Below are 12,491 nucleotides of genomic sequence, written 5' to 3' on the forward strand. Positions count from 1 at the left end.
CTCAGGTCATTCCCTGTTCGGCGGCGCCCTCGCGTATCTTCTTCGCCCGCTTGCGGACGCACTCGACGTATCGCTGGATTCGGTCGGGTTTCTCGCCGTAGTAGGAGGCGACCCACTCGACGTCGACGTACGGTTGCGTCAGGAAGTAGGCGATGAGCGTGTCCCGCCCCGCCTGAATCATCTCCGGCGGGACGCCTCGCTCTCCCGTCCCCGCCTCCTGAAAGCCGTTGACGTCGAAGTAGACGTCGGCGTACAGCGTCGCCGTGTCGGCGTCGTCGAACTCGATTCCCTCGTGGTGCGGCGCCTCGAACCGGTAGACGGGTTCGGTCCCGGTCGTTCGCTCGACGATGCGGACGCCGAGGATGTACTCCCGGTAGACGGATTCGGTCTGTTCCTCGCGGGGTGCGTCGTTTGATTTTGACATTTTCGGTAGATGTATCGAAAGGGGGAAACGGAGCGCCCGGGGCGGCGGTCGGCGACTCGCCGGTCGCGGTCTCCGACCGACGACCGCAGCGACGAGTCCGTTTAGCTGCTGGACTCGGTTCCGGTTCCGGTCGCGGTCTCGGTCTCGGTTTCCGAGTGTTCGGTCTCGGTCTCGGTCTCGGTCTCCGCCTCCGTCTCCGAGTGTTCGGTTTCGGTCTCGCTCTCGCTCTCGGTTTCGGAGTCTTCCTCCTCGGTCTCCGTCTCGCTTTCCGTCTCGGTCTCCGCGTCCTCTTCGTACTCGCTCACGTTCTCCGCGGCCGTCCCGCCGAGGCTCTCCGGTTCGTAGACGTAGAGGCAGTCGTTGGGGTACGACCGGGCGGGACCGCCGAAGCCGTCCTCACAGCAGAGCACGCGGCCGTCGCGCATCGCGTAGACGTTGTCGATGTTGCGGAGCGAGTGGTTCGCCTCCTCCGGCGGGTCCGTGAAGTCCGGACCGACGATGACCGGTTCGAGCGTCGAGACGTCGTAGTCGTCTTCGAGTTCCGCGCGGTAGACGACGCCCCCGTCGACGCGGTCCATCCGAACGTCGCCCGTGTCGTCCGCGAGGTCGTCGTTGAACTCGGAGATGCCGAAGTAGACGTAGTCGCCCGGCCCGGCCTCGTCGACGCTGTCGACGCCCTCGGCCTTGTTGAACTCGATGGACGCGCCGATCTCCTTGGCGGCCGCGCGCGTCTCGAGGAACGGCACCTTCCGCAGTTCCTCGTCGACGCCGCCGGGGCCGTCCTCCTCGTACTGCTCGGCCCACTCGACGATCTCCTCGTTCGTGATGTAGTTCTGGTTGCCGTTGTGGATGACTTCGAGGTCCGCCTCGCGCAGCGCCGCCGCCGGGTCGTCGGCCCAACTCGTGTTGGCGTGCGACTCGAGGTAGTCCACTTGGGTGACGTCGTCGTACTCGGCGACCCACGACTCGACCTCGGCGTTCGTCGCCTCGCCGAGTTCCAGCCACTCCACTTCGAGGTCGACGTTCGCCGGCGACTTCCGCTCGCCGATCTCCTCGGCGTTCGCGGAGTCGTTCGTGATCTTCGGCGCGTACAGCGTGCCCGCCACGTCCATCGGGTCGGCGTACTCCGGGATGGGCGAGTTGGCCACGAACTTGTAGATGCCCTTGCTGTCGCCGTCCGAACAGCCGTAGACGGTCTTCTCGTCGCCCAGGATGTCCGGCGACTCCCAGGCGGCCCGGCCCATCACGTAGTACTTGACCGCTTCGGGCTCCTCGGCGGTCGGTTCGCGGAAGTCGACGAAGTAGCCGTACCGGTACGGGTTCGGGTAGACGTCGTCGATGGGCGAGGTCCGGAGGTTCCGCCCGTCGACCTGGTCGTTCTGGTCGGAGCCCAGGTAGTACGCGAGGAACTCGACGCCGGTCAGCGCCCAGTAGCCCTGCGGGCTGAAGTCCTCTTCGAGGTGACCGTTCTGCGCGTACGTCGATATCGCGTTTCCGATCTCGCTCGGGTTCGGGCGGTTCCAGAAGTGGTTGGCGCCGACGAGCGCCTCGCCGGAGCCCGCCTCGACGGTGTCGCTCACCGTGTGCGTCAGGTTGACGCGGGGATGCGCGTAGTTCTCCTCGGCGGAGATCATCGTGCCCCACGGGCTGAGGTCGCCGTAACAGTTGATTCGCGTTCCGCCGTGGGCGCGCAGCGATTCCGTGTTCGACAGGTTCATCGCGTTCTCCAGGTCGGCGCTCCACTCGCCGTCGTCGTCCTGGCTGATCGGAACGCGCGAGACGTTTCCGGGGCTGTTCTCCCAGTTGGTGAACAGGTAGCCCTCGGTCTCCTCCTCGTTCGAAGGGACGAACTGGTTGCAGTCGGGGTTGCTCCCGGCGAGTCCGTACTGCGTACCCGCGAAGTACGGCCGCTCCTCGCGGTCCGGTTCGAGGGCGTCCTCGCGGTAGATGTTCCGTCCCTCGGGCGTCTGCGAGACGCCGAGCAGTTCCTCGCCGTCGTTGATCTCGTCGCGCCCGTAGAACAGTATCTCGTAGTCCCCCTCCCCGGACTGAACGTCGCGCTGTTCCTCGTCCGTCTCCGGGATGCCGACCTCCTCGAAGTCGTCGTTGCTCCCGTCGAACTCGAAGTTGAAGCCGCTGAAGTAGCCCACTCCCGCCCGCCCGAACGGTTCGGGGTTCTCCTCGGAGGGGTGCTGGAGACTGTACAGCAGTCCCCCGTCGCGGAAGACGAACGGACCCGTCACTTCCGCCCCGAACGCCGTCGTCGAGAACCGCTTGAGGCTGCCTTTGACGCTCGGTGCCCCCGGCGTGTCAGTCTCTTCGACCTCTTCCGCGTCTTGCGCGCTCGCTACCCCTGCCACGCTTGCCCCGAGCGTAGCAGCCACGGATGTCGCCATCAGTTTGCGTCGAGTAAAGTCGACCATGCAAATCGATAGATATGACGACACGTTAAATAAATTTGTAATGGTTATACATACATATACCGAGAGTAATGAATCACACCTTGGACAATATATCCGTACGGGACAAAATTTGGAAGCAAAAGCGAATATTCAAAAATAAATACAGTGTATCGATACCTATCGGCCGGACGTCGCTCGCGGCCCCCGTTCGGCGTCCGGTGGCCGATTCCCGCGCGTCGGAGTCGCGGACCCCGCCCGGACCGCCGCGCCGCTTACTCCTCCTCGTCGGCCCGGACCGTCAGCACCGGCACGTCGGACCGCCGGACCACCTTCTCCGTGACGCTGCCGAGGAGGTAGCGGTCGAGGCCGCTCCGGCCGTGCGTCCCCATCACGATGAGGTCGCAGTCGTTCGCCTCCGCGTAGTCGAGGATGGTCTCGTAGGCCGACCCCGACTCCACGCTCGTCGTCGTCTCCACGCCGGCCCGTTCGGCCGTCTGGACCACGTGTTCGACGGCCTCCTTCCCTTCGGTCTCGAGGGACTCGACGACGATGTCCGTTCCCGCCTCCAGCGAGGCGTACGTCCCGGAGTCGACGACGTAGAGGGCGTGGATGGTGGCGCCGTACTGCTTCGCGAGGTCGACCGCGTTCTCGACGGCGCGTTCGGTGGCGTGACTCCCGTCGGTCGGCACGAGGATTCGGTCGTACATCGTTCGTAGTACGGCCACCCCCGTTTAGAAACTGTCCGCCGAACGGCGCGTCACTCGGCGCCGGCGTCCGCCTCGGTGCGGGCGTCGGCGTCCCCGCCGTCGCTCTCGTCGTCGGGGACGTTCCTCCCGACACCGTCCGGCGACTCGCCGCGGAACGCTAAAATCGCGTCTTCGCAGGCCCGAAGGCCGTCTATCCGCTCCCGCTCGGCCAACGACACCGTCTCCACGACGGTCCAGCCGTTGTCCTCCCCCCCGCCGTCGCCGTCTCCCTGCTCCCCGTCGAAAACGAGCCCTTTCACCCACGACTCGGTGGCGAGGATGACGGCGCCGGCGTCGCCCTCCTCCTCGATGGGGCTCGCGAGTTCCAGTGCGTCCGAGCGGTTGAGGTCCAGCAGTTCCTTGGCCGACAGCGGTCGCGGCGGCAGCGACTCCACGAGTGCCATGCTCGATACTCCCCCGCCGCCGTGCTTGTGCCTTCCGAACCGTCGGGACCGTCCGGACCGTCGGCCGGAGCGTGGGTCGGACCGAAAACTCGGACCAAAAAGCTTCTACCCGCGACCGCGGGAGTCTCCCCTATGTCTCTCGGAGACGCGCCGGACGACGCCGCGAGTCGTCGCCGCGGCGTCCGACTCGACGGGGTCGCCGCCGCCGTCGCCGTCCTCGCCGCGTTCGGCCTCCTCGCGCGCCTCGTCGACCTCGGCGCCCGCCCGTTCCACTGGGACGAGGCGCGCGTCGGCTACTGGTCGCTCCGCTATCTGGAGATGGGCTCCTTCGAGTACCGCCCCGTCGCCGGCGGCCCCCTCCTCTATCACCTCGACCGACTCGTCTTCGCCCTCGTCGGCGCGACGGACGCGACGGCCCGCCTGCCCGTCGCCGTCCTCGGCGCGGCGCTCCCGCTCTGTGCGCTCCTGTTCCGCGACCGACTCGACGGCGCCGAGACGCTGCTGTTCGCCGCGCTCCTCGCCTTCAGCCCGCTGTTCGTCTACTACTCGCGCTTCCTCCGCGGCGACGTCCCCCTCGCGCTGTTCGCGCTGGCGTTCGTCGGGTTCGCCGTGCGCGCCTACGACCGCCGGAGCCGACGCGACGCCTATCTGGGTGCCGTCGCCCTCGCCCTCGCGTTCGCCTCCTCCGGATTCGCCGCCGCCTACCTCCTGTGTTGGCTGGCGGCCGGCGTCCTCCTCCTCGACCAACCGAGCGCCGTCGTCGACGCCGGGTCGTCGACGCGCCGACAGCTCGCCGCGCTCCGCTCGCGCGTGGCCGGTCGGACCGGCGCCGCGGCGCGCGCGTCGCTCCTCTTCCTCGGAACGACCGTACTCTGCTTCGCCCCGCGCGCCGGCCCGCACGTCGACGCCGGCCTCTGGAAGCCGACGACGTGGCACCTCGTGCTGTACGAGTCCACCGTCGGGGCGCTCTGGTCGTTCCTCGGCGTCCGCGTGCTCAACCGCTGGCCGTACTGGACGCACTCGCTGTTCCCGTACGTCGAGGCGTTCGTCGACACCCTCCTCGGCGCCGCGCTTCCGGTGGTCGTCGCCGCCGTCGCCGTCTTCCTCTGGAACCGCTACGCCGGCGCGGCGCGCCGCCCCCTGCTCGACGGCTTCGCCTACTGGAGCGCGGCCGCGTTCGCCGTCCTCCCCGTCGTGACCGAGGTGTCTGCGCCGTGGGTCGCCGTCCACCTTCTCCTCCCGATGTCGCTCCTCGCCGCCGTCGGCGGCGCCGCCCTCCTGCGGCGCACCGTCGCCCTCGCCGACGGGACGGAGAGTGACCGAGAGCGCGACGCCGCGAGCGTCGCCGCCGTCTGCCTCCTCCTCCTCGCCGTCCTCGCGCAGACCGGCGCGGTGACCGCTGCGGGCGTGTACGGCCCCTCCGACCGCTCGAACGACCTCGCGCAGTTCGCCCAACCGAGCGACGACCTCGAACCGCTGTACGAGAACGCGACGGCCGTCGCCGACGGCGACCCCTCCACCCCCGAGGTGCTGTACGTCGGCGAGGAGTACTACACCGGTTGGGACCCCGGCAACGAGTTCCCGCCGACCGTCGAGTCGTGGGGCAACCGCCTCCCCCTCCCGTGGTACTTCGAACGCGCCGGCGCCGACGAGGTGAGCGCGGAGAACGCGACGGCCGTCGCCGACCGGGAGTCCGTCCCACCCATCGTCGTCACGGAACCGGAACTCGCGAACGCCGTCGAGGGCGCCCTCGGCGACGGCTACGAGCGGTCGACCTATCGGTTAGGACTGTGGGACCGCGAGACGGTCGTGTTCGTGCGGCGGTAGGGGACGGGGAGAAGCGCGAGGAGGGAAAAGCGGGATAGAACGCCGCCACTCGGCGGGTCGAAAGAGGAAGAACGTCTGTGTTTACCGACCGACTCAGCGGAAGCCCATCGCTTCGATCTGCTCTTGGTACCGGTTTCGGATGGTGACTTCCGTCACCTGCGCGACGTCGGCGACCTCGCGCTGGGTCTTCTTCTCGTTGCAGAGCAGCGAGGCGGCGTAGATTGCGGCCGCGGCGAACCCCGTCGGCGATTTACCCGAGAGCAGGCCCTGTTCGGCGGAGACGTCGATTATCTCGGTCGCCTTCGCCTGTACCTCCTCGCTCAGACCGAGGGCGGAGGCGAAGCGCGGGACGAACTGCTTGGGGTCGACGGGCTTCAGTTCGAGACCGAGTTCCTGGGAGATGTAGCGGTACGTCCGTCCGATCTCCTTCTGGGGGACGCGGGACACCTCCGCGACTTCGTCGAGCGAGCGCGGGATGCCCTCCTGTCGGCAGGCGGCGTACAGCGCGGAGGTGGCGACGCCCTCGATGGAGCGCCCGCGAATCAGGTCCTCGTTGAGCGCGCGGCGGTAGATGACCGACGCGACCTCTCGCACCGAACGCGGCACGCCGAGCGCCGAGGCCATGCGGTCGATTTCGGAGAGGGCGAACTGGAGGTTGCGCTCGCCCGCGTCCTTCGTTCGGATGCGCTCCTGCCACTTGCGGAGGCGGTGCATCTGCGAGCGCTTCTCCGAGGAGAGCGACCGCCCGTAGGCGTCTTTGTCCTTCCAGTCTATCGTCGTCGTCAGGCCGCGGTCGTGCATCGTCTCGGTGATGGGCGCGCCGACGCGGGACTTCGACTGCCGTTCGGAGTGGTTGAACGCCCGCCACTCCGGGCCGCGGTCGATCTGACGCTCGTCGAGAACCAAGCCGCAGTCGTCGCACACCAACTCCCCCTGGTCGGCGTCCGTGATGATATCCGTGGATTCACACTCCGGGCACGCGATGTGCTCCTCGGAACCCTTCTCCGCTTCCTGCTCCTGCTGACGCTGGCGGCTCGGACGTTCCATTATAAGGTTTGTGGTGAACGACGTATTTAAATCTTCGTATAAGAATGCCGATACACTGACGCGGGCTAACAACTAGTATCTATCGATTTTGTGGTTCAAGCGGGGGCGATTCTCAAATGATGCGATGTCTCTATCGGGCGAGTCCCGCCCTCGTTATACCGGCACCGACCCAACGGGTTCGCATGCGACCGCGCCTCCTCGCGTTCGTCGCCGTTCTCCTCGTCCTCGGCGGGTGTCTCGGCGTCGCGCCGTCCGCCCCGGAAGCGCCCCGAGAGACGCCGTCTCCGGCATCGGAGGCGGCGACGCCCGCCGAACAGAGCGTCCGCGTCACCGTCACGGAAGTAGTCGACGGCGACACCGTGAAAGTGAGGTACGCCGACGGGTCGCGCGACACGGTCCGTCTGCTGGGCGTCGACACTCCTGAAGTATATGGGTCGAACGCGCCCGACGAGTACGAGGGCGTCCCCGACACCGCGGCGGGGGCCGCCTGCCTCGACGCCGCCGGGGAGAACGCCTCGGCGTACGCGAAGGCGCGTCTCTCGGGCGAACGGGTGCGCCTCGTGTTCGACGAGACGTCGGACCGGCGGGGCTACTACGACCGCCTCCTCGCGTACGTCCACGTCGACGGCGAGTCGTTCAACTACGCGCTGGTCGAGTCCGGCCACGCGCGACTGTACGAGAGCACCTTTACCGAACGTGAACGTTACCGCGCCGCCGAGGCCGACGCCCGTGCGGCCCGACGCGGCCTCTGGTCGTGCGTCGACCCCTCGACGTCGGAACCGTCCGAGACGCCGTCGGGGAGCGTCACCGACGCCGAGATAGAGGTCGCCGAGATTCACGCGGACGCGACCGGCAACGACAACGAGAACCCGAACGACGAGTACGTCGTCTTCCGGAACGAGGGCGAGGAGACGGTCGACCTCTCGGGGTGGTCCGTCGTCGACGCCGCGGGCAACGACTACGCCTTCCCGCCGGGGACGAGACTCGAACCGGGCGCGGAACTCACGCTCAGGACCGGGAGCGGAACCGACGGCGCGGGGACGGTGTACTGGGGGCGGGGGTCGGCGGTGTGGAACAACGGCGGCGACACGATACGACTGCGGGACGGCGACGGCGCCGTGGTGCTGGAGCGTCGGTATTAGACGGAAGAAAACCCGAAGCGGCGGCACCGCTCGGCGCGATGAGTGCGGGAGTACGAACGTGAATGTGGGGGAATGGGGGCGCGGAGCGTGCGACCCCGTGCGAACGTCTCGAACGAGGCGGCTTCAGTCCCCGGGGCCGTTTCTCGCGGCGTCGAAACCCGCCGCCGTCCGGCGATAACCACGATATAATATTACTACTGGACATTCAGCAAGGCTTTTGTATGAACATCGGGTATGTAGCGACGACATGAGCACGACGCCCGCCCAGCAGTCGTCCGTGGTGAGAGACGTGGACGCGGCCGCCGTCCCCGAAGTGACGCCGGTATCGCTCTCGGCGTCTAGCCTCGATTCGACCGCTCCCGACTACCTGCGCGACCTGAAGGCCGGACTCGCCGCCGACGGCTACCACCCGGCGGTGCTGACCGTCGAGGCCGGCTTCGAGGAGGACTGCCCGTACGCGACGCAGACCGTCGCGGAGGACCTCCGCGCGCACGTCCGCGCCGCCGCCTTCCTCGGCGTCTCCCGCCTCGAACTCACCGTCACGGCGGCGGCCGACGAGGAGGCCGTCCGCTCGGCGCTCCGCGCCCTCGAGGAACGCGCCCGCCGCGAAGGCGTCGCGCTCTCGGTGTCCGGCGCCGTCTCCGCCTGATGGCGACGAAGGCAGCGCTGGAGACGCAACTCTCCGTCGTCGCCGGCTTCGAGAACCCGCGGGTCGAACTCGAACAGTACCCGACGCCGCCGACGCTCGCCGCCCACGTCGTCCACGTCGCGGACCTCAACGGCGACGTCGAGGGGAAGACGGTGGTGGACCTCGGAACCGGAACGGGGATGCTCGCCCTCGGCGCCGCCCTCCGCGGCCCCGCCCGCGTCGTCGGCGTCGACGTGGACGCGGAGGCCCTCGACACCGCCCGCGAGAACCGCGTCCGCGTCGGCACGACGACGCCCATCCACTGGGTCCGCGGCGACGCCACGCGCGCGCCCCTGTGCGTCGACGAACCCGCGACGGTGCTGATGAACCCGCCGTTCGGAGCTCAGCGCGGCCGCGAGCACGTCGACCGGGCGTTTCTGGAGACGGCGTCGAGCCTCGCGGACGTCTCCTACTCCGTCCACAACGAGGGGTCGCAGGAGTTCGTCGAGGCGTTCGCCGCCGACGAGGGCGGCGAGGTGACCCACGCCTTCCGCGCGACGTTCAGCCTCGACCGGCAGTTCGACTTCCACGACGCGGAGACGAAGGAAATCGACACCGAGGTGTACCGCATCGAGTGGCGCTGATCACTTGTACGTCTCCCGCTTGGCTATCTGTAACCGCGTCTCCCCGTTCTCCCCGTACTCGACGAACAGCTTTCGCTTCTCTCTGGTGAACGTCAAACCGTCGAGCGTCACCGACCGGTTGTCCGCCGGCAGGCGCGCCGCCACGGTTTCGTTCTCTCTCGTCACCCGCAGGTAGTACCCCTGCGGGGCCGCCGCGACGCTGACGTTCCGCCCGCCGACGACCGGTCCGGCCCGCACGGGGTCGGCGGTGTAGACGACGCGTGCGCTTCCCTCGTGGCTCAGGAGGACGCGGTAGGTGGTGTTGCCGCCGGTGACCGTCCACCCGTCGCGCAGGGCGTAGACCGTCTCCCGCCAGCCGACGCCGCCGAGGACGACGGCGGCCCGGCCGCCGAACGCGAGTCGCCCTTTCGTCACCGCCGTGGTCCAGATGCCGCGCTCCTCGCTCCTGACGACGACGCCGGAGGTGTTCACCGCCGTCGTCTCGCCGAACGCGCTCACGTCGACGGCGGCGGTCATCCCGTTCGTCACGCCCTCGGCGTACGTCACCTCGTAGTCGCGGACGGTCACCGTCTCGCCCGGCAGTCCGCCGTCGTCGGCGGTGTAGAGGTTGGCGACGACGGCCGGTCCGGTCATTGCCCCCGTGACGAGGATGAGACAGGCGGCGCCCGCCTGCCAGCGGCGGTGCGCGAACGCCCCGTCGAAGGCGCCTTCGAGGACGGACCGGTCCGACCCGACGACGGTGTAGGTGACGACGACGGCCGCCACCGCGACGAGGCCGACGCCGACGGCGCGGTAGAGCACGTAGGTGTCGCCGCCGCGGTACCAGTACACCGCCCACAGCGACTGCTGGACGCCGAAGATGACCGTCGCGGTCCACAGTCTGAGCGCCGACGGGCGGGCGTCTCTCGGTCGGCTTCTGACGACGGCGGCTCCGAGGAGAACGCCGACGAAGAGGCCGAACGCGTGCCCCTGAATCGCGATGTCCGCCCACCACGGCGTGATGTAGGCGGGGCGACCGCCGGCGGTGAGTTGCGGCGTCTGCACCGCCGTGTAGACGGTGCGGACGACGCTGCCACCGGCGAGGGCGACGACGGTGCCGAACGGGTAGTTGACGAGCGCGAACCCCGCGAAGGCGAAGACGACGCCGGAGAAGCCGATGATGGGGCCGATGGCGAACGCGGCGCTGAGCACGCCGACGACGAAGACGACGGCGGGGAAGACGACGAACGCGCGGACGTACGGGTTCGTCCGCCACGACCCGAACGACGTCGCCCCCCGTTCGCGCGGGAAGTGGCCCCACGCGTACTCGGCGAGGGGGGCGAACGCCGCCGCCCCGACGAGGTTGCCGACGAGGTGGCCGGGACCGTTGTGCGCGAACGCGGCGGTGAGCACGCCGAGCGGGTAGAAGTAGGACCACGCCCGGAACGGCAGCGTCAGCGGGTTGTACCAGTGGCCGAGGCCGCCCTGCACGAACAGGTAGACGGCGAGGACGCCGAGGAGGGTGAGGAGGCTGCCCCACGGCACCCCGAGGACGAACCTGCGCCGGAGCGCCGCCCCCCACCGCCCCGACGGTCGGTCGGCCGCGACGACGGCGGCCGCGGCGAGCACGAACGCGACGACGACCCCCGCGCGCTGAACGACTACCCATCCCGAAACGTCCATCGTTCGGGTCATTCGTCGGCGCGGTTAAGAATCTCTCGCAGGCGCGGACGCCCGTCTGGACGGCGCGACGGCTACGCGGCGCTCTCGGGGACGACGGGGCGACCGCGACGCGTCGAAAAATCCCGGCTCAGAGCTTCGATTCGGCGTCCTCGGCGAGTTCCTCCATCCGCTTGCCGACCCGGCCGGCGTTGGAGAACTCGTCTTCGCTCATCGCCGCCGCGAGGGCGTTACCGAGGACGAAGACGGCGTGTTTGTGCTCGCTCTTGGATTTGTGGACGTGCGAGGGCTCCACCGCGAGCTGATCGTACGGGTCGAACAACCCGTCGTCCACGTTCTCGCGAGCGGCGAAGTGGTCTTTGATGATAACCATCTGCTCGTGAAGTTCGAGGAGTTCGTCCTTGTGCATGGTCTCGGGTACGTGAGAGGTCGATTTAAGGGTTATTGGGTTTCGCTGACACGCCGGGTCAGAAGACGTACTCGTCCTCGTGTCCCATCATCCCGTCGTCTTCGAGGTGGTCGTCCTCGTCCATCGGACCGCTCGTCTTGAACGCCCGGATGCCCGTCGAGAGGAGTTCCTCGATGGCCTCTTCGCGGCTCATGAACTCACCCTGTTCGACGAGCTGTGCGATCTGCATCTCGAGGTGTTCGGGTACGCTGATGTTGACTTTCGGCATCTGAACGCCCGGGGGTTTGGAGTCGGCTTATTTAAGTCCTGCGCCCGACTTTTCCTCGAACGCCAACATCTGTGCCCGCTTTCGTGGGAATACGTTCTTTCGGTCCCAAGCGAAGTTTGCGACTCGAAACGGCCGTCAGACTTCGTTCCTCCCCCGCCGGAGTCGTCACCGTTAGGTGCGCCGCGGCGAACGGTCGGGTATGAGTCAGGACGTGACGGGCCTCTACGAGGAGTTCGGAGACGACAGGCTCCCGCCGGGTCAGCGCGAGACGTCCCGGTTTCCGGTGCTGTCGAAGAGCGGCACGCCGTCGTGGGACCGCGAGGACTGGACGTTCGAGGCGTGGGGCGCCGTCGAGGAGGAACTCGCCCTCTCCTACGAGGAGTTCCGCGACCTCCCTTCGGAGACGCAGATACAGGACTTCCACTGCGTCACCGGGTGGTCGAAGTTCGACTGCGAGTTCACGGGCGTCACGTTCCCGACGCTGGCGGAGGCGGCGGGCGTCCGCGACGGTGTCGACGGGCGGAGCTCGTCGGGCGACCGGACTACGTCCGGTAACGCCGAGCACGTCATGTTCCACGCGCTGGACGGCTACACGACGAACCTTCCCCTCGAAGACTGCATGCGCGAGGAGGTCATGTTCGTCTACGACTACGACGGCGAACCGCTCCCCGCCGACCACGGCGGCCCCCTCCGCGTCGTCACTCCGCACAAGTACGCCTACAAGGGCGCCAAGTGGGTCTCCGGCGTCGAGTTCCTCACCGAGGCCGAACGCGGCTACTGGGAGAAGCGCGGCTACTCGAACACGGCGAACCCGTGGAACGAGGAGCGGTACAGCTAACCGCGGCGAAAACAGCGCGCCGCGCCGGGATAGTCAGGTAAAAGGCTGTGGCC

At 68.1% G+C, this 12,491-nt stretch carries 13 protein-coding genes; 5 read left to right on the forward strand and 8 right to left on the reverse strand.

Going from position 1 to position 12,491, the window contains the following annotated elements:
• Position 1: 1 nt before the first annotated feature.
• The 4 genes from NDI79_RS01380 to NDI79_RS01395 form a co-directional block, all read right to left on the reverse strand.
• Positions 2–424: a hypothetical protein gene (locus NDI79_RS01380; RefSeq protein WP_310926658.1), complete on the reverse strand. Its 423-nt coding sequence runs from the start codon at positions 422–424 to the stop codon at positions 2–4.
• A 101-nt stretch (positions 425–525) separates the two neighbouring features.
• Positions 526–2,847, reverse strand: coding sequence for an alkaline phosphatase PhoX (locus NDI79_RS01385; protein ID WP_310926659.1), 2,322 nt, complete (start codon positions 2,845–2,847; stop codon positions 526–528).
• Positions 2,848–3,098: 251 nt separating this feature from the next.
• A complete protein-coding gene (locus NDI79_RS01390) occupies positions 3,099–3,533 on the reverse strand; it encodes a universal stress protein (RefSeq protein WP_310926660.1) in 435 nt (144 codons plus the stop codon).
• Positions 3,534–3,583: 50 nt separating this feature from the next.
• Positions 3,584–3,976, reverse strand: a complete 393-nt coding sequence (locus NDI79_RS01395; protein ID WP_310926661.1) for a DUF7964 domain-containing protein — start codon at positions 3,974–3,976, stop codon at positions 3,584–3,586.
• A gap of 132 nt (positions 3,977–4,108) precedes the next feature.
• Between NDI79_RS01395 and NDI79_RS01400 the strand changes: the two genes are divergently transcribed.
• Complete coding sequence (locus NDI79_RS01400) at positions 4,109–5,803, forward strand: flippase activity-associated protein Agl23 (RefSeq protein WP_310926662.1); 1,695 nt, start codon at positions 4,109–4,111, stop codon at positions 5,801–5,803.
• Between the two features lie 93 nt (positions 5,804–5,896).
• Here the strand turns inward: NDI79_RS01400 and NDI79_RS01405 are convergent, their stop codons facing one another.
• Entirely contained in the window at positions 5,897–6,850 is a 954-nt protein-coding gene (locus tag NDI79_RS01405) for a transcription initiation factor IIB (protein ID WP_310926663.1), read from the reverse strand.
• Between the two features lie 182 nt (positions 6,851–7,032).
• Between NDI79_RS01405 and NDI79_RS01410 the strand changes: the two genes are divergently transcribed.
• The 3 genes from NDI79_RS01410 to NDI79_RS01420 all read left to right on the forward strand — a co-directional run bounded on the left by NDI79_RS01410 (position 7,033) and on the right by NDI79_RS01420 (position 9,264).
• Positions 7,033–7,992, forward strand: a complete 960-nt coding sequence (locus NDI79_RS01410; protein WP_310926664.1) for a lamin tail domain-containing protein — start codon at positions 7,033–7,035, stop codon at positions 7,990–7,992.
• Positions 7,993–8,239: 247 nt separating this feature from the next.
• Positions 8,240–8,641, forward strand: coding sequence for a DUF7961 family protein (locus tag NDI79_RS01415; RefSeq protein ID WP_310926665.1), 402 nt, complete (start codon positions 8,240–8,242; stop codon positions 8,639–8,641).
• Positions 8,641–9,264 (forward strand): METTL5 family protein, encoded by a 624-nt coding sequence (locus tag NDI79_RS01420; protein ID WP_310926666.1) that lies wholly within the window; start codon positions 8,641–8,643, stop codon positions 9,262–9,264. Before NDI79_RS01415 ends, NDI79_RS01420 begins: the two co-directional genes overlap by 1 nt.
• On the opposite strand, the gene NDI79_RS01425 is transcribed toward NDI79_RS01420, so the two are convergent.
• From NDI79_RS01425 to NDI79_RS01435, 3 genes are all read right to left on the reverse strand, one after another.
• A complete protein-coding gene (locus NDI79_RS01425) occupies positions 9,265–10,926 on the reverse strand; it encodes a rhomboid family intramembrane serine protease (protein WP_310926667.1) in 1,662 nt (553 codons plus the stop codon). It lies immediately after the preceding gene.
• 127 nt (positions 10,927–11,053) lie between these two features.
• Positions 11,054–11,332: a UPF0058 family protein gene (locus tag NDI79_RS01430; RefSeq protein ID WP_310926668.1), complete on the reverse strand. Its 279-nt coding sequence runs from the start codon at positions 11,330–11,332 to the stop codon at positions 11,054–11,056.
• 58 nt (positions 11,333–11,390) lie between these two features.
• Positions 11,391–11,600, reverse strand: a complete 210-nt coding sequence (locus tag NDI79_RS01435; RefSeq protein ID WP_008389858.1) for a ribbon-helix-helix domain-containing protein — start codon at positions 11,598–11,600, stop codon at positions 11,391–11,393.
• A 199-nt stretch (positions 11,601–11,799) separates the two neighbouring features.
• On the opposite strand from NDI79_RS01435, the gene NDI79_RS01440 reads away from it, so the two are divergent.
• Positions 11,800–12,438, forward strand: coding sequence for a sulfite oxidase-like oxidoreductase (locus NDI79_RS01440; RefSeq protein WP_310926669.1), 639 nt, complete (start codon positions 11,800–11,802; stop codon positions 12,436–12,438).
• The last annotated feature ends 53 nt before the right edge of the window (positions 12,439–12,491 follow it).

Origin of the sequence: Halogeometricum sp. S3BR5-2 (genome assembly GCF_031624635.1) — an archaeon.
In the GTDB taxonomy this organism is placed as follows: domain Archaea; phylum Halobacteriota; class Halobacteria; order Halobacteriales; family Haloferacaceae; genus Halogeometricum; species Halogeometricum luteum.